We start from the raw sequence: 24,281 nt of genomic DNA, 5'->3' as shown, positions 1-24,281 counted from the left end.
GGCGTTCTGAGGCAGGAAGCGGCTGAGGTGGCGGGCGGACGGGCTCGGGTGCCCGTCAGGGCAGGAGGGAGGCCGCTGCGGCCTGGCGGACGGCCTGGGCGACCGCGTCGAGGACGGGGGTGCGCAGCGACCACTGCTGCCAGTGGAGCTCGACGTCGACGTGGCCGTCGGGATCCAGGAGCGCCACCCGCTCCTCGGCCAGGAGGGGGTCGGAGTGCTCGGCCAGGAGCAGGCCCCAGCCGAGGCCGTGGGCGATGGCCCGCGCGTAGTCGGCGGTGGAGGGGATGTAGTGCCGGGGCGGCTCGAGGTCGCGCCCGGTGCGTTCGCGCATGTAGCGGTCCTGCAGGTCGTCCTTGCGGTCGAACATCATCACCGGGGCGTGCGCCAGGGCTTCGGGCGTGACGCTCTGAGGGAACCACCGCCGGATGAACGCCGGGGCGGCGAACGGGCGGTAGCGCATGACGCCGAGCCGTACCGCCGTGCACCCCTGCACCGGACGCGCCTGCGTGGTGATGGCGGCCATGACCTCGCCGGAGCGCAGCAGCTCCGCCGAGTGGTCCTGGTCCTCGCGGTGGACGTCGAACACGGCGAGGTCCCCGACCCGTGCCAGCGCCGCCATCGCCCAGGTGTTGAGGGAGTCGCCGTTGATCGCCAGCGGCACCCGGGGGAGCGCGGCGGCCGGGGCGCCGTCGGTTCCGCCGGGCAGGCCGGACTCGCGCACCACCGCCAGCACCTGGCGGGCGAGCCGCACGTAGTCGGTGCCGAGGCCGGTGGCGGTCACGGGCCGGGCCCGGCGCAGCAGCACGGCCCCGGCCGCGGACTCGAGCGCCTTGATGCGCTGGCTGACGGCCGAGGGCGTCACGTGCAGCACCCGGGCGGCGCCGTCGAACGAACCCTCGTCGACCACGGCTATCAGGGCGTCCAGCTGGGCCAGTTCCATGAAGCAAATCTAATGCAGCCTCAGAAACATTCGTTGGACTACATCACGGAACGTTCCATAGGTTCGACGGCATGTTCGTCCACAGCCTCGCCGGACTCGGGTTCGGCCTGTCCCTCATCGTCGCCATCGGCGCGCAGAACATGTTCGTGCTCCGCCAGGGCGTGCGCCGCGAGCACGTGGGGGTGGTGGTGGCGATCTGCGCTCTCTCGGACGCGATCCTGATCTCCGTCGGGGTCGCGGGCGCGGGAGCCCTCCTGACGGCGATGCCGCGGCTCGACACGGTGATGCGCTGGGGCGGGGCGGCGTTCCTCACCGGTTATGCCGCCCTGGCCGCCCTGCGCGCCCTGCGTCCCACCGGGACCTCCCTGCGCCACGAGGACGCCGGGAGCCCCGGCGCCGGCCGTGCGGGCACGGCCGCGGTGGCGGGCACCGCCCTGGCCCTCACCTGGCTCAACCCCCATGTCTACCTCGACACGGTCACCCTGCTCGGCTCGGTGGCCGGCGGCCGCGGAGGGGGCCGCTGGTGGTTCGGCGCGGGCGCGATCCTCGCCAGCCTGCTGTGGTTCACCGCCCTGGGCTACGGGGCCCGCGCCCTGCGCCCCCTGCTCGCCCGCCCGAACGCCTGGCGCGTCCTCGACGGCGTGATCGCCGCCGTCATGCTCGCCATCGCCGTGTCCCTCGTCGCCGGCGCCTGACAGGCCGTACGGCGCGCCCGAGCCGCACCCCACCGGACACCGCAGAGCCCGCTCCCTTCACAGGGAGCGGGCTCTTGCACGCGGCGGGTGTCAGAAGACCGAGATGTGCACGTGGTCCCAGTGGTTCTGGGTGATGCTGCCGCGGTCGGACATCGCCGACCAGCCGGGGCTGCGGATGTCGTAGATGCGCTGCTTCCAGATGACGTACTTGACGCCGTACTTCTGGGCGTTGTTGATCGCGAACGCGGCGACCTGGTCACCGTGCCTGAGGCGGTCGGGGGTCGGCATCGCGCCGGCGGCGCTCTCCATGAAGTCGCAGGCGCGGCCGGAGCCGTGGTCCATGGGGTCGCCCGAACGCGTGCAGCCGATCATGGGAAAGGGCCGGTACTTCTCCAGGATCGCGTCGCGAAGGGTCCGCATTCGAGGGGTCATTCCGCCCTCGCCGACGATGGGCGTCGGGGCGAACCGCTCGATCTGCTTCTTGATGTCGTCTTTCCGGGTCTCGAGCTGCTTGATCTTCTTCTCGAGCTTCTTCAGCTTGTCCTTGGCCTCTTTGGCCGCCTCGGCCTGGAGGTCGAGCGTGTGCTGGATCTGGTTGGTGCGGTGGGACTCGTTGGTGGCCAGGTGGCTGACCAGCGACATGCCCGACAGCAGGGTGCTCGGGTCGCCGGGCTGCAGGACCGACAGGGTCGGGTCGATGCCGTTGGCCATGTACTGGCTGGAGGCCAGCCGGGAGACGACGTTGCGGGAGCGGTCGAGGTCCTTGGCGAGGTCCTTCTTGCGCTGCAGCGCCAGCTGCGCCGACCGCCGGATGTCCTTGAGCTCCTCGAGCTCCCCGCCCAGCTCCTTGTCCAGCGCGTTCAGCTGCTTGGACAGCTGCCGCAGCTTGTCGCCGTCGCTGGGAAGGGGGACCACGGCGCCGGAGGAGGGGGCTGCCAGTATCAGTGCTCCGATGGCGGCGGCCAGGGCCGCCCCGGCGCGGCGCCGGACTGACGTCACGGGGGTCTCCTCTCGCCCTCTTGCGGTCTGCGGGGCAATCTCGCAAAGAGTAGCCCCAAAAACGACCAATCGATTTTTACTGTCATGCGGCCGCGCGGCACCGTTCAGGGTGGTGGCGCGGCCAGTCTGCCGGAAGAAGCGGTCCCGCGCTGGCGGTTCAACCACGCTTGAGGGTGGCCTCGTAGTGGTGTTTGCCTCCCGGCTTGGTCCAGGAGTAGACGAGGCTGCCGTCACCGGGGTCCTTCACCGTGACGGCGCCGGGGGTGCAGTGCCCGCCGGTCCGGGTGAAGGACATCTGGATCTCCTGGCCCGTGCCGCCGGTGCGGGTGAGCCTGCCTGCGCAGTTGCCCACGCCGAGCTTGGCCGTGGCCTGCTGCGCGTCGGTGAAGGTCACCTCGATGCTGAACTGCACGCCCGCCTGGTTGGTGGCGGTGCCGCGCCAGGTGCCGCTGAAGGCCGCCTCGCTCTGCGCGGGCGGTGCGCTGGTCTGCGCGGCCTGCGGCGCCTCCTTCTCGGCCCCGTTCCACAGCAGGGTGATCACGATGATGCCCACGACCACGCCGATCACCAGCGCGCCCAGGCCCTTGATCATGCGCTGGTCCTGGCGGGCGGCGGCGGGCGTGCGCACGTCGACCGGCGGCGGCCCGTTCCACGCCGCCGTCATGTTCGGCAGCGGTTCGGGCCGGGGCCACTCGTCGCGGTCGGGAGCGGGCGGGAGGTAGGGGCCGGAGAACGGGTCGGCGGGCCGTTCCGGTCCGGCGGGGCCCGTGGAGAGCGCGGACTCCAGCACGGGCATCGCGGCGGTGCTCTCGGCCGACCAGGGGTCCTCCGGGGCCGGGGCGGTCAGGAGGTGCTGCGCCTCGGTCTGCTGGGCCGCCGGCAGCGGCAGCCCGCGGCGCAGCAGCGTCTGCAGCACCATCTCGGCGGTGGGCCGCCGGAAGGGGTCCTTGTTGAGCGCCATGACGACCATGTCGCGCACGGAGTCCGGGAGCCTGTGCAGCTCCGGGTCGGAGTGCAGCACCCGGACGGCGACCGCCTCGGCGTTGTCGTCGCCGAACGGCGGCTTGCCGGACGCGGCGGCCGCCACGACCGCGGCCCAGGCCCACATGTCGCTGCTCGGCCCGGGGTTGCCGCTGTCCAGCTGCTCGGGGGCCTGGAACGCCGGGACGCCCGGGTCGGGGGGCAGCCCTCCGGCGGTCAGCGCGCGGACCACGCCCACGTCGGTCAGCACCGGCCCGTCGTGGGAGATGAGCACGTTGGTGGGCTTGAGGTCCAGGTGGGCGATCCCGGCCTTGTGCAGCTGGGCGAGGGCGAGCACGATCCCGACGGCCAGGCGCTCCACCGTGGTCCGGTCGCCCCGGCCGCTCTGCACCAGCATCTGCTGCAGGGACGGCCCGACCACCTGCTCGGTCACCAGGAACGGCCAGTCGCCCGCGACGTCGGCGCCGACCGGCCGTGCGGTGCGGCTGCCGCTGACGCGCTGGGCCGCCATCGCCTCGTGCAGGAAGGCGGCACGCGACTCGGGGTCGCCGCTGAGCCGGGTGTGCAGGAGCTTCACCGCCACCGGAGCGCCCGCGTGGAGGCCGCGGAACACCACTCCCCGGCGCCCCTCGCCGAGCCGCCCCTCCAGTTGATGATCGCCGAGTCGGCCGGGATCGCCGGGCTGCAGCGGCTGGACGTCGGACATGGTCACCTCGAAAGATCGCACTCAACCGGCATATTTCTACCGGTCCGCGCGCCCGCCTGTAACGTCGTCCTGGTGAATGCCAGCATGGAGGCGGTGGCCCGGACCATCTCGGCCTACGCCGCGGGGGAGCGGCCGGAACGCGCGGTGGAGAAGGCCGCAGTGAAGCATCTTCTCGGACTTCTGGTCCAGAGGGCACCCGGAAAGTCAGTAGAAGTAAGAATTCCTCCGTATGCGGCCGTCCAGTGCGTGGCGGGCACACACCACACCAGGGGCACCCCGCCCAACGTGGTCGAGACCGACGCGCGCAGCTTCGTCGAGCTGGCCACCGGCCGGCTGGCCTGGGCCGAGGCGGTGGCCGACGGCAGGGTCCGCGCCAGCGGCACCCGCTCTGACCTGGGGGAATTGCTCCCTTTGATCACGCTCTAGCGGGCTTTGCCGGTCGCTGCCGCCCGGTTGGCCTTTTGGGTCTTGCCAGGAGCCCGGGAGAAGCGGACTGTGCAAGTCATGCTCGCCGCGCACTGGACGTTCGAAGAAGACACCATCCGGGGAACGGACCCGCTGGACCGCCGCGCGCTGGACGTGACGGGCGGCGGCCTGCCCGCCCTGCTCGACCCGGCGGTGGACCTGGTCCCCGCCAGGACCGGCCGTGCCCTGAGCTTCCACGGCGGGGACAGGGCCGTCATCCCCGCCGCGCCGCAACTCGAACTCGACCAGCTCTTCGGGTTCGGCGTCGCGTTCCTCCTCCGCCTGGGCGAACCGCCCACCGGCACCTGGCGCGGCGCCCTCTACAAGTCCGTGGGCCCCGGAGACGCCCGCGGCATGGGCTGCTGGCTCTACCCCGACGAGCAGCGCCTGCGCTTCCAGCTGTTCACCGCCAGGGGCGGGGCCACGTACGCCGACACCGCCTCCCGGCTGCCCGAGGACCGCTGGGTGCACGTCGCGGTGATCGTCGACCCCGAGGAGATCTACGTCTACCTCGACGGCGAACTCGACCGCGCCGTCCGGCTGGACCGCCCGGTGGTCTCCCCGTCCGGGCAGACCTACCTGGGCTCCGACCCGAACGGGCTGGGCTTCGTGGGCGGCATCGCCGACCTGCGCGTCTACTCCGCGGCCCTCACCGGCGAGGCGGTGGCCGTGCTGGCCGGGCTCGGCTAGGGACGGCCTGCCTTGAGCAGCGGGAACCTGGCGTCCAGGCAGTGCGACCGCTCCTGCCTGCCGCTGTACTGCGCGGCGCACTGCACGGCCTGGCGCCCGAACCACACCAGCGCGCCCGTCGCGACCACCAGGGTCAGGACGGACATTGCGATCCCGGCGTAGCCCAGGCCGCGCCCCCGGTCCCGGCGCACGGCGTACGCGCCGATCGCGATCCCGGCCACGGCGAGCAGCATGCCCAGGCCGCACATCCAGAAAGTGAGGAATCCAACGGTCCCGAGGATCAGGGCGGACGCTCCGGTCACGCGTGTTTCGGGGGAAACCGTGATGCTGCTGGGAGAGCGGGGCAGTGCCATGCCCCCAGGTTTCCCCCCGCGAGGCGGGTCACGCCTTCCCCCACGGCAAGGGTCGCTTAAAAACCACCCGGTCCCTGACCCTAGACTGGACAACGTGTCGCGCTATGCCGATGGACGTCTGAGCCATGAGCTCGATCCCCACGACAAGGGCCCGCAGGACGCCTGTGGCGTCTTCGGCGTCTGGGTACCACCGGACGCCGCTCCGGATGCCGAGGTGAGCAAGCTCGCCTACTACGGCCTCTACGCCCTGCAGCACCGCGGCCAGGAGTCGGCTGGCATCGCGGTCAGCGACGGGGCGCGCATCGTCGTCTTCAAGGACATGGGCCTGGTCTCCCAGGTCTTCGACGAGTCGGTGCTGTCCACGCTGCGCGGCCACATGGCGATCGGCCACTGCCGCTACTCCACCACCGGCTCGCCCACCTGGGAGAACGCCCAGCCGACGTTCCGGGCCACCGGGCACGGCTCGCTGGCGCTGACCCACAACGGCAACCTGATCAACACCCCCGAGCTCGCCGCGATGCTGGAGCCGGGGCAGCTCACCGCGACCACCGACACCGAGGTGCTCACCGCGCTGCTGGCCACCCGCGAGGGCGGCCCGCTCAAGGCGGCGCACGAGATCCTCCCGGTGACCCGCGGCGCCTTCTCGCTGGTCTTCATGGACGAGCAGACCCTGTACGCCGCCCGCGACCCCGAGGGCATCCGCCCGCTGGTCCTGGGCCGGCTGGACCGCGGCTGGGCGGTGGCCTCCGAGACCGCCGGGCTCGACATCGTCGGCGCCCAGTTCGTCCGGGAGGTCGAACCCGGCGAGCTCATCGCGATCGACGCCGACGGCGTGCGCTCCGAGCGGTTCGCCGAGCCCCGCCCCAAGGGCTGCATCTTCGAGTACGTCTACGTGGCCCGCCCCGACACCACCATCGCCGGCCGGTCCGTGCAGGCCACCCGGGTCGAGGTGGGGCGCCTGCTGGCCGCCGAGCACCCGGTCGAGGCCGACCTGGTGATCCCCACGCCGGAGTCCGGCACCCCCGCCGCGATCGGCTACGCCGAGGCCTCGGGCATCCCCTACGGGCAGGGCTTCGTCAAGAACTCCTACGTCGGCCGGACGTTCATCCAGCCGTCCCAGACCATCCGGCAGCTGGGCATCCGGCTCAAGCTCAACCCGCTGCGCGAGGCGGTCGCCGGCAAGCGACTGGTCGTGGTCGACGACTCGATCGTGCGCGGCAACACCCAGCGGGCCATCGTCAAGATGCTGCGCGAGGCCGGGGCCCTGGAGGTGCACGTGCGCATCTCCAGCCCGCCGGTGCGCTGGCCGTGCTTCTACGGCATCGACTTCGCCACCCGCGCCGAGCTGATCGCCGGCAACCTCAACGTGGAGGAGGTGCGCCAGTCGCTGGGCGCCGACTCCCTGGGCCACATCTCGCTCGACGGCCTGGTGGCCGCCACCGAGCAGCCCAAGGAGCGGCTGTGCCGCGCCTGCTTCGACGGGGTCTACCCGATCCCGGTCGAGGAGGCCGCCCGCGGCAAGCACGTCCTCGAGCCCACGACCACCCGTTAAGGAAGCCCCAGAGTGAGCACGTACGAGGCAGCCGGAGTCGACATCGCCGCCGGCGAGCGCGCGGTCGAGCTGATGAAGTCGCGGGTCGCCCGGTCCCGCCGCCCCGAGTGCGTGGACGACGCCAGCGGCTTCGCCGGCCTCTTCGACGTCTCGGCGCTGCTGAAGTACCGCCGCCCGCTGCTGGCCACCTCCACCGACGGGGTCGGCACCAAGGTCGACCTCGCCCGCAGGCTGGGGATCTACGGCACGATCGGCCACGACCTGGTCGGCATGGTCGTCGACGACCTGGCGGTCTGCGGCGCCGAACCGCTGTTCATGACCGACTACATCGCCTGCGGCAAGGTGGTGCCCGAGTGTATCGCCGAGATCGTCGGCGGCATCGCCGACGCCTGCGTGCTGGCCGGCACCGCCCTGGTCGGCGGCGAGACGGCCGAGCACCCCGGCCTGCTGGAGCCCGACGAGTTCGACGTGGCGGGCGCGGCGACCGGCGTGGTGGAGGCCGACGAGCTGCTCGGCCCCGAGCGGGTGCGCCCCGGCGACGTGGTGATCGCGATGGCCTCCTCGGGCATCCACTCCAACGGCTACTCGCTGGTCCGCCACATCCTCAGGGAGTCCGAGCTCACCCTGGAGCGGACCGTCGCCGAACTGGGCCGCACGGTGGGCGAGGAGCTGCTCACCCCGACCCGGATCTACGCGCTGGACTGCCTGGCGCTCAAGGACGCCGGCGGCGTCCGGGCGTTCGCCCACATCACCGGCGGCGGCCTGGCCGCGAACCTGGCGCGCTCCCTGCCGTCCGGCGCGGACGCGGTGCTGCGGCGCTCCTCCTGGACGGTCCCGCCGATCTTCGAGGTGCTCGCCCGCCACGGCAAGGTCGCCCAGGCCGACCTGGACAAGACCTTCAACCTCGGTGTCGGGATGGCCGCGATCGTCGCGCCGGAGGCGGCCGAGCGGGCGCTGGAGCTGTGCGCGTCCCGCGATCTGCCCGCCTGGCGGCTGGGCGAGGTCGTCGAGGGCACGGGGCGGGCCGTTCTGGTCTGAAACCCGCCGGGGCCGTCTCCCGGCCCCCGGGCGGATCACCCGCCGGTCAGGTAGCGGGTGAGCCCCGCGGCCATCGACACGGCCATCCGCTGGCGGAAGCCGGCGTCGCTCAGCTTGGCGGCGTCGGTCTTGTTGCGCATGTTGCCGGTCTCGATGAAGATCTTCGGCACCTTGGACATGTTGAGGCCGCCCAGGTCGTCCCGGACGGTGATGCCGTCGGTGCCGATGTAGTTCGCGTACGGCATGCCGGTGCCGGACCGGTAGGCGTCGCGCACGGCGTCCCCCAGCCTGCTGGACGGGGCGGCGATCTCCTCGTTGAGGCCCTTGACCGGCTTGGGCTTGATCACGTGGAAGCCGCGGCCGCTCGCGGCGGCGCCGTCGGCGTGGATGGAGATCACCGCGTCGGCCTTGTTCTCGTTGCCGATCTCGGCCCGTTCGTCGACGCACGGTCCCGAGCCCGTGTCGTTCGGGCGGGTCAGCACGACCTTGGCGCCCTGGGCCCGCAGCGCCTTCTGCAGGCGCTGGGAGGTGTCCCAGGCGAAGGCGTGTTCGGAGTAGCCGGCGTCGGTCGAGGTGCCGCTGGTGTCGCAGGCCTTGTAGCCGTTGCCGACGAACACCTGGTGGCCCTTGACCGGGCCGCCGTTGTGGCCGGGGTCGAGCACGATCGTCTTGCCCTTGAGGGAGGCCGCGGACTGCCGGTGCGACTCCGAGCCGCCCGCGCCGTTGGGGGACCGCTCGCCGTTCGGACCGGCGGTGGGCGGCTCGGCGGTCGGCGTCTCGGACCCGCCGCACGAGACCAGCCCGACGCTGGCCACGGCGACCGAGCCGAGTGCCAGTGCGAGGGCCTTGCGTCCGTTCGCCAAGATCAGCTCCTGTGATCGGTCTGTTACCAACCGACCCAGTCTATGGCGAAAACCCGGTGCGGCCGGCTCCCGGGATGATCTCGGATCAGCGGGCGGCGTCCTCGCGGCCCAGCAGCGCGGCGAGTGCGCGGGCCTCCTCGGCGTCGAGCCCGAGCACCACCCGGGGACGCCCCCACGGGTGGTCCAGCGAATGCGCCACATAACTGGCCACCGACTCCGCGGCGGGCGCGGACTCGGTCAGGCCCCGCGCCTGCCGCCACCGCTGCCAGGCGCGTTCCAGCTCGCTCGCCGCGCGCTGGGCGCACGACACCAGTTCCGGATCCCGCACGATCGTCCCCCTCGGTGGCACTCTCCGACCGGCGGCGCCCTCGGCTCCGCCGGCGTCGCCGGTCACCATCCAAGGGCCGCGGGGCGTGCCGGGTCAGCGGTTCGGCGGAATCTTGGAACCCGCCTTACCCGTTCGGGGGGAAAGATCTCCCCATGGCGGGGGTGTCGTTCAGCCGCCCACCGGTCCGGTCGTGGCACGCACCACCAGATGCGGCAGCACCAGCTCCTGGCGCACCTCCCGGGAGGGGTCCTCGATCCGGGAGCACAACAACGAGGCGGCGACCCGCCCCATGTCCCGGCGCGGCTGGTCGACGCTGGTCAGCGAGATGTGCCGGATCGCCGCCAGGTGGGTGTTGTCGTAGCCGATGATCGAGACGTCCTGCGGCACCCGCAGGCCGAGCTCGTCGGTCGCCGACAGCGCGCCGGTGGCCACCAGGTCGTTGGGCGCGAAGATGGCGGTCGGCCGCACACCGCGGGTGAGCAGCGCCCGCGCGGCGCGGTACCCGCCGTCCTCGGTGAAGTCGCCCGGCTCCACGACGACCTGGTCGGCCAGCCCGTGCCGGGCCATCGCCGCCTCGTAGCCGGCCCTGCGGTAGCGCGCGGTCGCGGACGGGGAGCCCTCGATGTGGGCGATCCGCCGGTGCCCGTGCGCCACCAGGTGGTCCACCGCCAGGCTGGCGCCCAGCTCGTCGTCGTCGACCACGATGTCGACGCCCTCGACGTCCCGCTCGCCGACCAGCACGACGGGCACGCTGGAGGCGGCCTCGCGCAGCGAGTCGGGGACCACGCTCAGCAGCACCAGGCCGTCGACCCGCATCTCCAGGAAGGCCTCGACGGCCTCGGCCTCGAAGAGGGGGTCCCAGCGGCCGGAGCCGACCAGCATCCGCAGCCCCTCGCCGTGCAGGCTCTCCTGGAGCCCGTCGAGGAACTCGGCGAAGAAGGGGTTGTGCAGGTCGGCCACGAGCGCGCCGATGAGCCGGGTGCGCCCCTCGACGAGGCTGCGCGCCACGGCGTTGGGCCGGTAGCCGAGCTCCCGCGCGGCTTTCAGCACCGCCTGTCTGCGGCGTTCGCTCACATGCGGCGAACCCCGCATGACCAGGGAGACCAGGGACTTGGAGACCCCGGCACGCTCCGCGACGTTGCGGATCGTGGGCTTGCTCGCGGACTGCCGGGGCACCGCGTCGAGCCGCGGGGCGCTTTCGTCAGCTGACATGGCTCTCCTGTCGGGGGGAAGAACAGGCCTGCCGCAATATCTTGGTCACTTCTCAGGAAGAAGATGCCATGATGCCCCCCGATAACGCCAAACGGCTTCGTAACCGCGAGTAACGGTCGTGTTTATTTGGTCGTGATAGAAGGGCCGAAATAGGGGAAGGCCGCCGGGACATCTGTTCGTGACCTGGCGGTAGCACGTCCGTCACGAACATGACCGGGCGGCCACCGGCCGGTTTCCTCGGATACGCTTCGCTGATGGACGATCGTGCGCCCGCAGGGACCACCGGCAGGCGCGGCAGAAGAAGACTCAGCGTCGACGAGCGGCGTGACGAGCTGATCGAGGCCGCGCTCGAACTCTTCAGCCGCAGGGCCCCGGAGGAGATCTCCATCGATGACGTGGCCGCCACGGCGGGGGCGTCGCGCGCGCTGGTCTACCACTACTTCGGCGGCAAGCAGGAGCTCTACCTGGCCGCGCTGCGCAGCGCGGCCGGCCGGCTCAGCGAACTGCTCTCGACCACCGGCGACGGCACCCCGCTGGAACGGCTGGCCGCGGCCCTGGACCGGTATTTCGACTTCGTGGAAGAACACGCCGCCGGTTATCTGGCGATGTTGCGGGGCGGCCCGGCGTCGGCGTCGGGCGAGGTGAGCGAGATCGTCGAGAGCACCCGCGTGCTGCTGCTCGACCGGATCCTGCGCGAGTTCGCCATCGCCTCTCCCGGCCCGGTGCTGCGCGTCACCCTGCGCGGCTGGATGTCGCTGGTGGAGACGTCGGCGCTCGACTGGCTGCAGCACCGGGACCTGCCCCGGGAGGAGCTGCAGTCCCTGCTGGTCGAGCAGCACATCCTGCTGGTGCGCAACGCCACCAGGCACGACCCGCAGTTGCGGGAGGCCTACGACAGGCTGGTCCACGAGGAGATCGGGGTGGCCTCCCGGACCCTGGGGGCCTCCTGAGGGAGGCGCCCGGCTGAGAGGCCGGCCCGACAAAGCTGAGCCGTCGAGGCCCCCGATAGGCGACTCGACGGCTCATTGAGCCCTTTGCGGTTGTCTCTCCGCCCGGAGGCCCTACTCCGACCGCTGCTGCGGGATGCCCGCGAGCAGCGCGCGGACCTCGGCCTCGCGGTAGCGCCGGTGGCCGCCCAGCGTCCGGATGGACGTGAGCTTTCCGGCCTTCGCCCAACGCGTGACGGTCTTGGGGTCGACGCGGAACATCGTCGCCACCTCCGCCGGGGTCAGCAAGGGCTCTGCCTCGGGTGTACGTGCTGACATCTTTGCGGCCTCTCCTCCGTGGACCGTCTGACAGCCGATCCTGCGATCTTCTTTTTCGCGCGGTTCGCCGATGTCTCTTATGGCCCGGAACGAGCCGCTATGACATCACAAGGTGTAACCTTGCCATCACTCAGCGCAGTAAGCAAGTCCCTGGCTCAAATCTGCGTGTTCGTGATGACTGGGTTACGCTGCGTGATTCTAGCGACACGTATGGTGGCATGGCGGGGAGAATCGAGAACTTTCTGCGGGAGTTTGTCCTAGCCAGATCTAGGCAAACCGTCACGCAGGGCTGTGAGCAGGGGTTTTTGCTGGCTCTTTGCTGAATGTCAGTTGGCGCTCTGGAGTGACCGGATCGCCCGCCAACGCGTCCTGAGTCGCAACTGCATCGCCACGGCCAGTTCGAGCTCGTCCCGCTCCAGCGCCACCAGCGCCACCGCGCACTCGCCGACGGAGTCGTCCGCGTTCAGCGTGTCGTCGTCCACCAGATGCACCAGCCCGCCGTAGTCCAGCTCCACCAGGGACCGCGGATGGAAGGCCGAGAGCTCCTCCTGGAGGCTCTGGGCGTCCCCGAAGGGCGACACGTCCGTCATGGCGCGCTCGCCGGCGACGGCCGCCCGGGTGAGGCGCCGGCGGGCCCGCGCCATCGTGGTCAGGTAGGTCAGGGAGCGGCGCGGGGAGGCGCCGGTCCCGCCGAGTTCGAGCGTGCGCTCCTCGCGTACGAAGGGGACGAACCAGGGGAACGGCACATGCCAGTTGCTCTCGCGGATGTGCGGGTCGGCCGGTGCCTCCGGGACGAGAGACGCCCCGCGTACGGCGCTGAAAGCCTCCCAGGAGCGCAGACGGCGCCGCCAGGGGCAGATATATACCTCGCCGGAGAAATGCCGCACATAAGCGCTTTGGCTGTCGTACACGGGTGGTCTGCGCATCTCCGCCCCGCCCGCGGGCGGGAGCGGCCCCGGCCGCCCCGGATCCGCATGCCCCGCGTGCTCCAGGCGCCCGGCGCTCTCGGAGTCCCCCGGACGGGCCTCCCACCGGGAGCGCTCCGGCTCGGGGAACGCCTCGAGCGGTTCGTAGACCCTCAGGTAAGCGGTGTACGGGAGCACGACCGCATGGTGACACGCACACACCGTGCGGACGCGCCCCGAAATCCTCTCGTTGTAATTCCCGGTGGGGACTCGGGGCCGAATCATGGCCCAGGGAGTCCCCGGACGGTCTTAGGCTGGCTCTGTGACCGTTTTTCAGGGGCACGAACAGGTCGTCTTCTGCGAGGACAAGGCGAGCGGCCTGCGCGCGATCATCGCGATCCACTCGACGGCGCTCGGCCCGGCGCTGGGGGGAACCCGTTTCTATCCCTACGCCTCTGAGGAAGAGGCACTGGCCGACGTGCTCGAACTCTCCCGCGGCATGACCTACAAGAACGCCATGGCGGGGCTCGACCACGGCGGCGGCAAGGCCGTCATCCTCGGAGACCCCTCCCGCGACAAGTCCGAGGCGCTGCTGCGCGCCTACGGGCGTTTCGTGCAGTCGCTGGGCGGCCGTTACGTCACCGCCTGCGATGTGGGCACCTACAGCCCCGACATGGACTACGTGGCCCGCGAGTCGCGCTTCGTCACCGGGCGCACCGAGGCGGCCGGCGGGGCGGGCGACTCCTCGGTCCTGACGGCCTTCGGGGTCTTCCAGGGCATGCGCGCCGCCGCCGAGCGCGTCTGGGGCGAGCCGACCCTGCGCGGCAGGCTGGTCGGCATCCAGGGCGTCGGCAAGGTCGGGCGTCGGCTGGCCGACCTGCTCGCCGAGGACGGCGCCAGGCTGGTGATCTGGGACGTGGACGCCGCGGCGACCGCCCGGGTGGTGGCCGCCCATCCGATGACGACGGTCGCGGCGGACGCCGCCGACCTGCTCGCCGCGGAGCTGGACGTGTACGCGCCGTGCGCGCTGGGCCGCGCCCTCACCGACGAGGTCGCCGCCACGCTGGAGGCGCGGATCGTCTGCGGCGGCGCCAACAACCAGCTGGCCCATCCGGGCATCGAGAAGGTGCTCGCCGAACGCGGAGTGCTCTACGCCCCCGACTACGTGGTGAACGCGGGCGGGGTCATCCAGGTGGCCGACGAGATCGAGGGCTTCTCCATGGAGCGGGCCCGGGCGCGGGCGGCCGGGATCTTCGACACCACCGGGCGGATCTTCGAGCTGGCCGAGCGGGACGCGGTCCCCCCGGCGGTGGCGGCCGACCGGCTGGCGGAGCGCCGAATGTCCGAAGTCGGACGCCTTAGGAGCATCTGGCGTTGATCGCACGCTCGGGTGCCGTCCGACGGAAATCACGTGGAGTCCTCAAAGGATCACTCTAGAACGTTCCTCCGCAGGTCAGGGCGGTAGTCCCCACCGGTTAGACTGGTTTCCGCGAAGGTAAAGCGATGCGCCGCCGCGGAGACACGTACCGAGCTGGGTGTAAAACGGGTACGGTGGTACCCGTAGCTGACGCATGGCTCAGACGTGTCAGCGCGTGTGCGTAAGCGTAGCGATAGGGCCAGTAGAAGCCCTGACCATCAAGGGGGTCGAGTCCAATGGGGCGAGGCCGAGCCAAGGCCAAGCAGGTAAAGGTCGCTCGCCAGCTGAAGTACAACGGCGGCCATACTGACCTCGACCGCCTTTCGGACGAGCTGGGAGTGTCCTCCCGTCCGGTGACGGAAGTCGAAGACTCCTACGACGACGAGCTGCTGGACAAGTACGCGGACTACGCGGACTACGACCAGCCGAGGGATAGCTCTGCGGGCTGATAGTCGAGCCACTGCCCGGTGACGGGCAGTGGCTTCGTCATATCCGCCGTCCAGGCGCGTCTACCCGCCCAGTGCGCGGTCGAGGCCGTCCTCACGGGGCCCGAGGAACCTCGGGTCCCGGTCGAGGACGACGTCGGTCATGGCCTTGAGCGTGGCGGGCACCTCCCGGAGGTAGCCGTAGACGGTGGGGCCCAGGTGGGGCTGCCGGTCGCCGATGCCCTGGGCGTCGAGGCCGGCTCGTCGGCACAGCGCGACCGCGCGGGCCACATGGAAGTCCTGGCTCACCACGATCGCGCTGTCCGCGCCGAAGATCCTCCTGGCGCGGACACAGGAGTCCCAGGTGTCGAACCCGGCGTAGTCGAGGACGATCTTGTCCTCGGGTACGCCGTGTTCGCGCAGGTAGTCGCGCATGGTGGTCGGCTCGTCGTACCCGGTGCGGCTGTTGTCCCCGCTGACCAGGACGGCCCGGACCTTGCCGCGCCGGTACAGCTCGATCGCGAGGTCGAGCCGTCCGGCGAGGAACGGGCTGGGTCCGCCGGCGGGGTTCAGTCCCGCGCCGAGGACGAGGGCGGTCTCGGCGGCGCGGGCGTTCGAGAGGTCGGTGACGTGTCCCCGGGTGGTCCCGTAGGTCCACCCGGTGGGCGCCAGCACCACCGCCAGCGTGCTCGCGGCCAGAGTTATCCACAACTTCGGTGAGCGCAGCCGCGGGGGGATCCATCGTGGACTCACGGCGATCACTGTAGCGATGCGCGTCCTTCGCGCGCGCTCCGGCAGGATGGTGCGGGTGCTGAAGACCCTTCGTTCCCACTTCGAGCGGGCCGGGTACACGGTGGCCGGAGTGCGTGACGCGCTAGGCCCCGTGGCCGGTGGCGCGCTGGCCCGTGATGAGATCGTGCCCGCATTGCGAGCGACCCGTGACGGATCGCCCCTGTCCCTGCTGACCAGGCTTTTCTGGCTCCAGGTGCCGGTTCCGGCGGCCGGGCTTCCGGCGGACGCCCTGGTCGCCGCGGGGCTCGCCGAACGGTCCGGGGACGAGCTGCGCGCGCTGCTCCACGTCGAGCCGCTGGAGGCCCCCGGGCCCGTCCGGTACGCGGTCTCCGACCTGAAGATCAGGCCGGGGGACGGGCCGGTGCGGCACGACCACGTGGTCGGGGTGGGGGGCGCCTCCTACAACCTGGCGCGGCTGGTTATCCACAAGCCTGTGGATAACTTGCTGGACCTGGGGACGGGCTCCGGCGTGCAGGCGCTGCTCGCCGCCGACCGGGCCCGGAGCATCGTGGCGACCGACACCAACCCGCGCGCTCTGGAGCTGGCGCGGCTCGGTCTCGGCCTCTCCGAGGTGGACGCCGAACTCCGGCTGGGCTCGTTGTTCGAGCCGGTGCCCGAGCGGTACGACCTGATCGTCTCCAACCCGCCCTTCGTGATCTCCCCGGACGGGCGGTTCACCTACCGGGAGTCCGGCCTGCCCGGCGACGAGCTCTGCCGCAGGCTGGTCGAGCAGGCCCCGTCGCGGCTCACCGAGGGCGGCTGGTGCCAGCTGCTGGCCAACTGGCTGCTGGTCGAGGACGAGCCCTGGGAGGAGCGGGTGGCCTCCTGGATCTCCGGTTGCGACGCCTGGGTCGTCCAGCGGGACGTCCAGGACCCCGCGGAGTACGCCGAGCTGTGGCTGCGGGACTCCTGCGAGGCGGGCACCCCCGAGTATCGCGCCCGCTACGAGGAGTGGCTCGACTACTTCGACCGCCACCGCGTCACCGGCGTCGGCTTCGGCTGGATCACGTTGCGCGAGGGCGGCGACTCGGTGCGGGTCGAGGAGCTGCGCCACCCGGTGGAGCAGCCGGTGGGCGCCTACGTGGCGGACGTCCTGGACGGCATCTCCGCCGCGGACCACCCGTTCTCCCTGCTGCGCCTGGCCGACGGCGTGGTGCAGGAGCAGGTCGGCCGCCCCGGGGCGGAGGACCCGGAGCGGATCATCCTGCGCCAGACGGGAGGGCTGCGCCGCGCGACCGCCGTCGGCACCACCGAGGCGGCGCTGGCCGGGGTCTGCGACGGCACGCTCCCGCTCGACCCGCTGCTCGGGGCGATCGCCCAGCTCACCGGCGACGAGGAGGAGGCGGTGCGGGCGCACGCCGAGGCGGTGCTGCCGGAGCTGGTGGCCGACGGCTTCTTCGCGGTCACGGGCTGAGCGCGGTCAGCGGCCCCGGCGCAGCTCCCGGTTGATCTTGTAGGCCCAGAGCGGGCCGCCGTAGATCATCCCGGTGTAGCCCTGGACGAGGGTGGCGCCGGCGGCCAGGCGCGCGCGCACGTCGTCGGCGGTCTCGATGCCGCCGACGGAGACCAGCGTGAGCCGGTCGCCGGTCCTGGCCTTCAGCCGTTCGAGGACCTCCACCGAGCGGTGCTTGACGGGCGCGCCGGACAGGCCGCCCGCCTGCGCCGCGATGGCGGGGTCGCCGCGCAGGCCCTCCCGGGAGATCGTGGTGTTGGTCGCGATGATGCCGTCCAGGCCCAGCTCCAGCGCGAGGTCGGCGACGGCGTCCACGTCCTCGTCGGCCAGGTCGGGTGCGATCTTGACCAGCAGCGGGGTGCCGCCCTTGGCGTCCTGCACCGCCCGCAGCAGCGGCCGCAGGTGCTCGACGGCCTGGAGGTTGCGCAGACCCGGCGTGTTGGGCGAGCTGACGTTGACGACGAGGTAGTCGGCGAGCGGGGCCAGCAGCTTCGTCGACTTCACGTAGTCGGCGGCCGCCTCCTCTTCGGGCACAGCCTTGGTCTTGCCGATGTTCACGCCGACGACGACGTCGCGCCTGCGGCGCAGCCGTGCGACCGCGTCCGCCGCGCCCCGGTTGTTGAAGCCCATCCGGTTGACGATGGCGCGGTCGGGAGGCAGGCGGAACAGCCGGGGGCGCGGGTTGCCGGGCTGCGGCTCGCCGGTGATCGTCCCGACCTCGACGTGGCCGAACCCGAAGCCGGCGAGGGCCTCGTAGACCTGGGCGTCCTTGTCGAACCCGGCGGCCAGCCCGAGCGGCCCGGGGAACCGCAGGCCGAACGCCTCGATCTCGGGCCCCTTGGGCCCCAGCAGCCTGCGCAGCAGTCCGGCCAGTCCGGGGACCGCCTGGATCACGCGCAGCAGCCTGATGGTCAGATGATGGACCCGCTCGGCGTCGATCCGCCGGAGCACCTGGGAGAACAGCAGCGCGTACACGATGTCCCATCTTCTCAGGCGGGCGTGGCGCGCGCGGGCGGGGGGTCGCGGTGGACGCGCGGGATCCCGCGGGTCATCCTGGATCGTGCGTTAGCGCGCGCCCGGTCACGGGTACGTGCCGCCGGGCACGCGTCCTCGTGTGGATCGTGCAGTGTGCGTTAGCGCGCGTTCGGTCACGGGTACGTGCCGCCAGGCAAGCGTCCTCATGTGGATCGTGCAGCGCGCGTTAGCGCGCGTTCAGCCACGGGTAGCGTGCCGCCAGGCACGCGTCCTCATGTGGACGGGGGCGTCGCGGGAGAAGGGGGTGGGTGCGGGTTGGCGAGAGACGATCCACCGCCTTGCGGCCATTGCACGGGATCGGGGCGGGTCACCTACCAGCGCCCCCGGCAGGGGGAGGACGGCTCGGTGACCTGGGTGGACAGCGTGGAGAACTGCCATGTGTGCGACGGCACCGGGTTGTGCCGGTGATCCCGGAGCGGTGCGGGCTCGAGCTCTGCCGGTGGTGCGATCGGGACGACCTGGTCTGCCGGTTCTGTGAGGGTTCGGGCTGGTGGCGTCCGGAGAAGCCCCAGCGCGAGGCGGGCGGCGTTATCGGCTGGGTGCGGGTGGACGAGCCCTGCCGCATGTGCGGCGGCACCGGCAAGGAGCACGATCCCCTGCCGGTGCGCGGCTGAGCGGTCCTCAGGAGCTGTAGTAGGGCGAGCCCGCGGCGACGCGTTCGAGCGCGGCCATCTCCTGGCGGTCGCGGATGCACTTGGCGAGCGTGAACGTCGAGGTGATGACGTACAGCATGGCGATGCCGAGGAAGCCGCGCACCCACATGTCGACGGGCAGGTACACGATCCCGAGCCCGACGGCCGCGAACGAGATGACGAACGAGATGGCGGCCTGGAAGAAGAACGCGTTGGACGTGATGTTCCTGGGGGCGGGTGCCATGGGGAGCTCCTTCGGTTCAGTGCATGGCTGAGAGGCGGGAGTACAGGCTGCGAGCGCGGCGGATGTGCCGCTCGTAGGTCGCGCCGAGCGAGAGCAGGAGGACTCCCGCGGCGGCGATGGGGATCCACTGGGGGAGCGCGGTGACGGCGTCCCGGACGTACGGGGCCGTCTGGTGCGCGGCGTCCAGGAGCAGTGCCAGGCCGCCGAGGACGGCGGGGGCCTGCAGCCCGAGCCGCACGCCGGCCAGGCAGACGGCGAGCGCCGCGGCGCCGAGCAGGAGCGGGCGGGTCCAGCCGTCCTGGTCGAGCATGAGCAGGAGGCTCGGGCCGAGGAGGACGGCGAGGCCGGGCGCGTAGGCGAGCCAGGACGATCCGGCACGCTTCCGCCAGCCGAGGCCGAGCAGGAGACCGGCCAGGGCGACGGGGAGGGTGAAGGTCTCCGGCGGCGGGGTCCAGCCGAGCCGGTCGACCGCGTCGAAGACCACTACGCCGGACCACAGGGCGGCGGCGATGCCGAGCATCAGGCGGGCCGGGACGTTGCGGGCCGCGGCGCCGCCCGCCGTCAGCAGCAGGAGGAGCACGGCCTGCGGGCCGAGGTGCGGGGGGCCGGGCAGGCAGACCAGCAGGAGCAGGGCGAGGAGCGTCTCGGCGACGGACTCGCGCAAGGCGGCGGCGAGCACGATGAGCAGGCAGACCACCGCCGTCTGCCAGTCGCGGACGGCCTCGTCTCCGAAGGCCAGGGCCGGGGCGACGGCGTGGAGCGCCAGCGCGGCGAAGACGGTCGCGGCGGGGCGGAGCCGTTCGGCGGCCATGCCGAGCGCGATCAGGCCCAGCACGATCGGGACGGGTCCGGGGACGGTCCGTTCGGGGCCGAGGAGGGTCGCGGCGAGGGCGTACAGCGAGAACAGGCCCGACGCGGCCAGGAAGGCCCAGGAGACTCCGCGGACCATCGCGGTGGCCCCGTGCCACCGTCCGCCCCGTGCGGTCGCCAGGAGGGGGATCAGGGCCGCCAGGGAGAACGCCGTGACCGCGTGGGCGCGGGGAAGGAGGTCCTGCAGGGGGAAGGCGACGGCCAGGACGGCGGCGAGTCCCGCGGGGACTCCGAAGAAACGGTGTTCACGCGACCACAGGCGGGCCAGGACGGCGACGGCGGCCAGGAAGAGGGCGGCCTTCAGCTGTTCGTCCCGCTGGTGGAGGTTCCCGGCGGCGTAGGCGGTGAGGATCACCAGTGCGAAGGACAGACCGGCCGCGGCGGAGCCGGACGAGGCGCGCCGGGCCGTGCGGCGGAGGACGAACAGCGTCAACGCGCCGTCGGCGAGCAGAGCGGCGACGAACGGGTACGGGACCGCGTCGTCGTAGGCGTAGGCCAGCAGCGGCAGCGGGAACTGGAGCACCACGACCGCCACGGGGAGGGGCGTGCGCAACGGGGAGTACTTGGCATAGGCCGTCCAGCCGAGCGCCAGGAACAACGCGAAGAAAGCGGTGTACCAGTCGCCGGGGACACCGTCGAAGAGGCCGTAGGAGAAGGCGGCGTAGCCCTCGAGGACCAGCAGGAGCAGCCCGAGCGCGGAGAGCGCCTCGCCGGTCGCGGTGAGCCCGCGCCGTGCCAGGGGCCAGGGCAGGTACAGGGCGAGGGCGGCCAGGCCGGTGAGGACGGCCGCCTTGGCGGGGAGGCCGAGCCGGCCCCAGCTCACCACGGTGAAGATCAGCGCGGCGATGCCGAGCAGGCTCGCGCCGAGGCCGAGCAGCAGGGTGCGGGCGCGCCGGGCGTCGAGTTCGGGGCGGGACGCGGCGGCCGCCGCGCGGGCGAGGCGGAGGATCTCGGCGCGGCGGGCCAGGAGCGGGTCCATCTCGGCCCGCAGCGCGTCGAGCCGCTCCCGGATCTCCCGCAGTTCGCCGGCTTCGGGAAGGCCGAGGGGGAATCCGCAGTAGGGGGCGGGGCAGCGGGAGGGGGGCTCCTGCGGCAGGGGCGCGCCGCAGGCGGCACAGCTGGTCATAGGGGGATCTTCCCTGCGGAAGGGCTTCCGGACATCCGTAGAGATACTCAGAAAGGTCTGGTCACCCGGGCGCGGAGCGCGGTGACGCCGGAGGGGCCCGAGCCGGGCCGGGGAATGATGGGCGCATGAGAATGGTGAAGTTCCCGCACTCCTGCATCCGCTTCGAGACCTCCGAAGGCCGTCTGGTCGTCGACCCCGGCGCCTTCTCCGGTTCCGCGCCCCTGGAGGACCCGGACGCCGTCCTGATCACGCATGTGCACTTCGACCACCTCGATCCCGACGCCGTGCGGGACCTCAAGGCGCGCCGCCCCGACCTGGAGATCTACGGGCCGCCGTCCCTGGAGGAGTTCCTGAAGGGCACGCCTTTCACGGCGGTCCGCCACGGCGACGTCATCCGGGCCGCGGGCCTGGAGGTCAAGGTGTTCGGTGAGAAGCATGCGGTGATTCATCCGTCACTCCCCGTGATCGAGAACGTCGGGTACTACTTCGACGGGATCTTCCACCCGGGCGACAGCTTCACCGTGCCGGAACTGCCGGTGCACACGCTCCTCGCGCCGACGGCGGCGCCGTGGATGAAGCTGAGCGAGGGGACCGACTACATCGAGCGCGTCGCCCCGCAGCGGGTCCACCCCATCCACGAGGCGATCCTCGGCGACGACGGCATCGCGGTGTTCGATCGCATGCTGGATTCGCTCACCGCGCCCGAATACGTCCGTCTGGCGCCGGGTGAGGGCGTCGATCTGTGATCACAGCTCGCTAACGCTCCGTGTGTGCCGCGGGCGGGGGGCGGCGGCGCTGATTGCATGACGGCCCCACAGGTCATCGTTCGGGGGGAAGGTGGCCGCCTGTGTTCGGTCGTGCGATGCCGGGCGTCGTCTTCTTGGGGTCGCCGGACTCCCCGCCCTGGCGGGAGCCCGTCCTGGGCGCGGTCCTGCTGATGTTCGCCCTGTTCGGGCTGCATCGCCTGCTGACACGGGGCACTCCGGGCTTTTCCGACGGCGGACACGCTGCGAGGCCCCCCGCCGTGACGGGCGGGGGGCCTCGCAGCGCGCTCTCCCGGGTACGGGACGCCGGGTGTCCCACGGGTTTCGTCGGGTCGGGGGCCGAGGGGTTCCTCCGGGCCGTGCTGGTCGAGGTCGTCACGCGCGGCGGGCGGGCGGTGCTGAGCCGTCCGGAGTTCCACCGGCTGCTGGACGGCCTGCTGGAACCCCCGCTCCTGGCACTGCTGGCCTCCCGGCTCTCGGTCCACGAGGACCCCGAGGAGGCCGCGCGCCGACTGGAGCGGTGCCTGTCGGCCGGTGGAGAGGAGCAGCTCTACTGGTTCCTCGCCGCCGATCGCGCCCCCGAACCGCTGCCGGAGCACGAGCGGCTGCACGTCCTGCTGCTCGGCGCTTGGCGGCACACCCGTGAGGTCGGCCCGGGGGGCCTGCTGGAAGGCGAGTCCGTGCCCACGCTGACCGTTCCGGAGGCCGTCGAGCGCCTTCACCTCTTCGGTCTGACGCTCTGAGCCGACGGTGTCACTTGCGGACGTGCCGCTCGCGCTTCCTCTCCTCTTCGATCTTCTGCATCTGGTCCTCGCGCACCCGCGTGGCCGTCCTGGTCATGTCGCCCCGGGTGATCTCGCCGGGCGTGGGCCTGGCCCAGCCCACGGTGTCGTCCATGATCCGCACCGCGATCGCCACCGGGAACATCAGCGCGATGATCGCCACGCAGATCCAGATCACCACCCACGCCTTGAGGATGAGCGCGACCCCGGCCACGGCGAACGCCACGAACACCGTGATCACCACCAGCCAAGACGACAGTTTCCCGTGCGCGCTGCCCTCCGGGTGCACCAGGCGCGGAAGCTCCTCGGAGTCCCCTCCGCTCCACTCGGCGTCGATCTCGGGCGTCCCCGTCAGGTGCGACTGGGCCCGGTCCCGCGGCTCCTCCGTACCCGGACGCTGTTCGATGGCCATGACCACTCCTTTCGTCCGTCGTGTACGGTCCCATTGCCGCAAGCGATTCCCCCAAACCGCCCAGACGCCCTCTTTACCTCACTAAGTGACCCTTCTCACTGTCATCGCGAACGCAAAAAGCCGGAGGCCCGAACCCGATTTCTCGGATTGGACCTCCGGTGATGGTGGCCAGGGGCGGGGTCGAACCGCCGACCTACCGCTTTTCAGGCGGTCGCTCGTACCAACTGAGCTACCTGGCCGTGCAAGGGAAAGCGGTCCTGACGGGACTTGAACCCGCGACCTCCACCTTGACAGGGTGGCGAGCACTCCAACTGCTCCACAGGACCTTGGTGCTGCCTCCGGTGCTTTGCGCTTTCGCTCCGTGGCAACGACCGAAAGCTTAGGCCATGTTGAGGAGTGGTGCCAACTCGGTTTCCGGGGCGCCCGTCCTGCGGGGTTCCCGGCGGCCTCCTGCGCCGTCCGGAGGCCCGCGCATGACGTTGGGGCGGGAGGCTTCTCGATCATGCGGGCACGGCTCGGCGCGAGGGGCCGGCTGTGCCCGTCGCGGGCGAGGCGGGCGGCGCGCGTCGGCGGATCCGCTCCTCGGCGGGGCCGCGCATTTCTTCACGGAAAGGCGGTGTGCCGCCCGCCGGAGGCGGTCTCCCTCCTCGCTCGGGACTGAACGCTAATGGGCTTCGGCGGCCGCGGCAAAGGCCTCCAGAACGTCCGGTGTGAAAAGGACGAAACGCACTTCCAGTACGTTACTGGGGGTCTTTTTCACGGTTTCCACGGCGATTCTCGCGGCATCGCGGACGGGCCAGCCGAAGATGCCCGCCGAAATGGCGGGGAAGGCCACGGTCCGGGCCTCCAGTTCGTCGGCGACGCGCAGGGATTCGCGGTAGCAGGAGGCCAGCAGAGCCGAGCGGTCCTCGTCCGGCGACCAGACGGGGCCCACGGTGTGGATGACCCGGTCCGCCGGCAGGAGGCCCGCCGTGGTGGCCACGGCCTGCCCGGTGGGCAGCCCTTTCCCGTAGTGCGAGGCGCGCAGTTTCCGGCAGGCCGCGAGGATCTCCGGACCGCCCCTGCGGTGGATCGCGCCGTCCACCCCTCCGCCGCCCAGCAGGGAGGAATTCGCGGCGTTGACGACCGCGTCCACCCGCGCTTCGGTGATGTCGCCCAGTTTCAGTACGATCTGCATTTCTCATGCCTTTCTCTCAAGTTCGTTCTCGGATGAGGGGCCGGACGGGAGTTCCGTGATTTCCGTGCCGCCGCCCGCGTCCGGAAGGGGACACGGGTGAACCCGGAGGCCGGAGCGGCTGTCTCAACGGAGGATCCACCGGTGGAGCAGGGGATTCGTC

General features: G+C 71.7%; 27 protein-coding genes and 2 tRNA genes. 12 read left to right on the top strand and 17 right to left on the bottom strand.

Translation table 11 applies throughout. The annotated features are described in order from the left end of the window. Nucleotides 1–55: 55 nt before the first annotated feature. Nucleotides 56–940, bottom strand: a complete 885-nt coding sequence (locus C2865_RS00925) for a LysR family transcriptional regulator ArgP (protein WP_106396354.1) — start codon at nt 938–940, stop codon at nt 56–58. A 71-nt stretch (nt 941–1,011) separates the two neighbouring features. Between C2865_RS00925 and C2865_RS00920 the strand changes: the two genes are divergently transcribed. After that, entirely contained in the window at nt 1,012–1,635 is a 624-nt protein-coding gene (locus C2865_RS00920) for a LysE/ArgO family amino acid transporter (RefSeq protein ID WP_106396353.1), read from the top strand. A gap of 90 nt (nt 1,636–1,725) precedes the next feature. On the opposite strand, the gene C2865_RS00915 is transcribed toward C2865_RS00920, so the two are convergent. Further along, complete coding sequence (locus C2865_RS00915; RefSeq protein ID WP_106396352.1) at nt 1,726–2,634, bottom strand: coiled-coil domain-containing protein; 909 nt, start codon at nt 2,632–2,634, stop codon at nt 1,726–1,728. Nucleotides 2,635–2,791: 157 nt separating this feature from the next. Beyond that, entirely contained in the window at nt 2,792–4,342 is a 1,551-nt protein-coding gene (locus C2865_RS00910) for a serine/threonine protein kinase (protein ID WP_157963499.1), read from the bottom strand. On the opposite strand from C2865_RS00910, the gene C2865_RS41705 reads away from it, so the two are divergent. Both C2865_RS41705 and C2865_RS00900 read left to right on the top strand, forming a co-directional pair. Next, nucleotides 4,268–4,747 carry a sterol carrier family protein gene (locus C2865_RS41705; RefSeq protein WP_332873319.1) on the top strand — a complete coding sequence of 160 codons (480 nt, stop codon included), beginning with the start codon at nt 4,268–4,270 and terminating at the stop codon, nt 4,745–4,747. The two genes, C2865_RS00910 and C2865_RS41705, sit on opposite strands and share 75 nt — an antisense overlap. 78 nt (nt 4,748–4,825) lie before the next feature. Next, nucleotides 4,826–5,476, top strand: a complete 651-nt coding sequence (locus tag C2865_RS00900) for a LamG domain-containing protein (RefSeq protein WP_106396350.1) — start codon at nt 4,826–4,828, stop codon at nt 5,474–5,476. Here the strand turns inward: C2865_RS00900 and C2865_RS00895 are convergent. Then, the gene (locus C2865_RS00895) at nt 5,473–5,829 is read right to left on the bottom strand and encodes a hypothetical protein (RefSeq protein WP_198653067.1); all 357 of its coding nucleotides are present in this window, start codon (nt 5,827–5,829) and stop codon (nt 5,473–5,475) included. The genes C2865_RS00900 and C2865_RS00895 overlap by 4 nt on opposite strands. Nucleotides 5,830–5,923: 94 nt before the next feature. On the opposite strand from C2865_RS00895, the gene purF reads away from it, so the two are divergent. Both purF and purM read left to right on the top strand, forming a co-directional pair. Continuing rightward, nucleotides 5,924–7,381: an amidophosphoribosyltransferase gene (gene purF / locus C2865_RS00890; protein ID WP_232835275.1), complete on the top strand. Its 1,458-nt coding sequence runs from the start codon at nt 5,924–5,926 to the stop codon at nt 7,379–7,381. Between the two features lie 12 nt (nt 7,382–7,393). Next, on the top strand, nt 7,394–8,419 hold the full coding sequence (gene purM / locus C2865_RS00885) for a phosphoribosylformylglycinamidine cyclo-ligase (protein ID WP_106396348.1): 1,026 nt from the start codon (nt 7,394–7,396) through the stop codon (nt 8,417–8,419). A gap of 35 nt (nt 8,420–8,454) precedes the next feature. On the opposite strand, the gene C2865_RS00880 is transcribed toward purM, so the two are convergent. The 3 genes from C2865_RS00880 to C2865_RS00870 all read right to left on the bottom strand — a co-directional run bounded on the left by C2865_RS00880 (nt 8,455) and on the right by C2865_RS00870 (nt 10,822). Next, nucleotides 8,455–9,282 carry an N-acetylmuramoyl-L-alanine amidase gene (locus tag C2865_RS00880; protein WP_332873318.1) on the bottom strand — a complete coding sequence of 276 codons (828 nt, stop codon included), beginning with the start codon at nt 9,280–9,282 and terminating at the stop codon, nt 8,455–8,457. Nucleotides 9,283–9,367: 85 nt separating this feature from the next. Next, the gene (locus C2865_RS00875) at nt 9,368–9,610 is read right to left on the bottom strand and encodes a hypothetical protein (protein WP_106396346.1); all 243 of its coding nucleotides are present in this window, start codon (nt 9,608–9,610) and stop codon (nt 9,368–9,370) included. A gap of 168 nt (nt 9,611–9,778) precedes the next feature. Then, entirely contained in the window at nt 9,779–10,822 is a 1,044-nt protein-coding gene (locus C2865_RS00870; RefSeq protein ID WP_106396345.1) for a LacI family DNA-binding transcriptional regulator, read from the bottom strand. Nucleotides 10,823–11,076: 254 nt separating this feature from the next. Between C2865_RS00870 and C2865_RS00865 the strand changes: the two genes are divergently transcribed. Beyond that, the gene (locus tag C2865_RS00865; RefSeq protein ID WP_106397405.1) at nt 11,077–11,772 is read left to right on the top strand and encodes a TetR/AcrR family transcriptional regulator; all 696 of its coding nucleotides are present in this window, start codon (nt 11,077–11,079) and stop codon (nt 11,770–11,772) included. 111 nt (nt 11,773–11,883) lie between these two features. Here the strand turns inward: C2865_RS00865 and bldC are convergent, their stop codons facing one another. Together bldC and C2865_RS00855 are read right to left on the bottom strand one after the other, a co-directional pair. Beyond that, a complete protein-coding gene (gene bldC, locus C2865_RS00860) occupies nt 11,884–12,087 on the bottom strand; it encodes a developmental transcriptional regulator BldC (protein WP_012850682.1) in 204 nt (67 codons plus the stop codon). Nucleotides 12,088–12,413: 326 nt separating this feature from the next. Further along, nucleotides 12,414–13,190: a DUF8083 family protein gene (locus C2865_RS00855; protein ID WP_106397404.1), complete on the bottom strand. Its 777-nt coding sequence runs from the start codon at nt 13,188–13,190 to the stop codon at nt 12,414–12,416. Between the two features lie 124 nt (nt 13,191–13,314). On the opposite strand from C2865_RS00855, the gene C2865_RS00850 reads away from it, so the two are divergent. After that, a complete protein-coding gene (locus tag C2865_RS00850) occupies nt 13,315–14,370 on the top strand; it encodes a Glu/Leu/Phe/Val family dehydrogenase (protein ID WP_106396344.1) in 1,056 nt (351 codons plus the stop codon). A 275-nt stretch (nt 14,371–14,645) separates the two neighbouring features. Beyond that, complete coding sequence (locus C2865_RS00845) at nt 14,646–14,858, top strand: DUF3073 domain-containing protein (RefSeq protein WP_106396343.1); 213 nt, start codon at nt 14,646–14,648, stop codon at nt 14,856–14,858. A 60-nt stretch (nt 14,859–14,918) separates the two neighbouring features. On the opposite strand, the gene C2865_RS00840 is transcribed toward C2865_RS00845, so the two are convergent. Then, entirely contained in the window at nt 14,919–15,587 is a 669-nt protein-coding gene (locus C2865_RS00840; protein ID WP_232835274.1) for a SanA/YdcF family protein, read from the bottom strand. Between the two features lie 16 nt (nt 15,588–15,603). Between C2865_RS00840 and C2865_RS00835 the strand changes: the two genes are divergently transcribed. After that, nucleotides 15,604–17,040, top strand: coding sequence for a DUF7059 domain-containing protein (locus tag C2865_RS00835; RefSeq protein ID WP_408608282.1), 1,437 nt, complete (start codon nt 15,604–15,606; stop codon nt 17,038–17,040). Nucleotides 17,041–17,046: 6 nt separating this feature from the next. On the opposite strand, the gene C2865_RS00830 is transcribed toward C2865_RS00835, so the two are convergent. Further along, nucleotides 17,047–18,057 (bottom strand): quinone-dependent dihydroorotate dehydrogenase, encoded by a 1,011-nt coding sequence (locus C2865_RS00830; RefSeq protein ID WP_106396342.1) that lies wholly within the window; start codon nt 18,055–18,057, stop codon nt 17,047–17,049. A gap of 461 nt (nt 18,058–18,518) precedes the next feature. Here C2865_RS00830 and C2865_RS00820 point away from each other — a divergent pair, with 461 nt between their 5' ends. Then, a complete protein-coding gene (locus tag C2865_RS00820) occupies nt 18,519–18,728 on the top strand; it encodes a hypothetical protein (protein ID WP_232835273.1) in 210 nt (69 codons plus the stop codon). 7 nt (nt 18,729–18,735) lie between these two features. Here the strand turns inward: C2865_RS00820 and C2865_RS00815 are convergent, their stop codons facing one another. Then, on the bottom strand, nt 18,736–18,990 hold the full coding sequence (locus C2865_RS00815) for a YiaA/YiaB family inner membrane protein (protein WP_106396340.1): 255 nt from the start codon (nt 18,988–18,990) through the stop codon (nt 18,736–18,738). Between the two features lie 16 nt (nt 18,991–19,006). After that, nucleotides 19,007–20,986 carry an SCO7613 C-terminal domain-containing membrane protein gene (locus C2865_RS00810; RefSeq protein ID WP_106396339.1) on the bottom strand — a complete coding sequence of 660 codons (1,980 nt, stop codon included), beginning with the start codon at nt 20,984–20,986 and terminating at the stop codon, nt 19,007–19,009. A 125-nt stretch (nt 20,987–21,111) separates the two neighbouring features. Here C2865_RS00810 and C2865_RS00805 point away from each other — a divergent pair, with 125 nt between their 5' ends. Both C2865_RS00805 and C2865_RS00800 read left to right on the top strand, forming a co-directional pair. Then, nucleotides 21,112–21,732, top strand: coding sequence for an MBL fold metallo-hydrolase (locus C2865_RS00805; protein ID WP_106396338.1), 621 nt, complete (start codon nt 21,112–21,114; stop codon nt 21,730–21,732). A 101-nt stretch (nt 21,733–21,833) separates the two neighbouring features. After that, the gene (locus C2865_RS00800) at nt 21,834–22,493 is read left to right on the top strand and encodes a hypothetical protein (RefSeq protein WP_157963497.1); all 660 of its coding nucleotides are present in this window, start codon (nt 21,834–21,836) and stop codon (nt 22,491–22,493) included. A gap of 10 nt (nt 22,494–22,503) precedes the next feature. Here C2865_RS00800 and C2865_RS00795 read toward each other — a convergent pair whose 3' ends face one another. The 4 genes from C2865_RS00795 to C2865_RS00780 form a co-directional block, all read right to left on the bottom strand. Next, nucleotides 22,504–22,944 (bottom strand): hypothetical protein, encoded by a 441-nt coding sequence (locus C2865_RS00795; RefSeq protein WP_106396336.1) that lies wholly within the window; start codon nt 22,942–22,944, stop codon nt 22,504–22,506. Between the two features lie 162 nt (nt 22,945–23,106). Continuing rightward, nucleotides 23,107–23,183: transfer RNA gene (locus C2865_RS00790), tRNA-Phe, on the bottom strand. 13 nt (nt 23,184–23,196) lie between these two features. Next, a tRNA-Asp gene (locus C2865_RS00785) sits at nt 23,197–23,270 on the bottom strand. A gap of 338 nt (nt 23,271–23,608) precedes the next feature. Continuing rightward, entirely contained in the window at nt 23,609–24,121 is a 513-nt protein-coding gene (locus C2865_RS00780) for an O-acetyl-ADP-ribose deacetylase (protein WP_106396335.1), read from the bottom strand. Nucleotides 24,122–24,281 lie beyond the last annotated feature (160 nt).

It is taken from the genome of Actinocorallia populi (assembly GCF_002995495.1).
Classification (GTDB): domain Bacteria; phylum Actinomycetota; class Actinomycetes; order Streptosporangiales; family Streptosporangiaceae; genus Actinocorallia; species Actinocorallia populi.
This window is presented reverse-complemented; position numbering and strand designations above follow the sequence as displayed.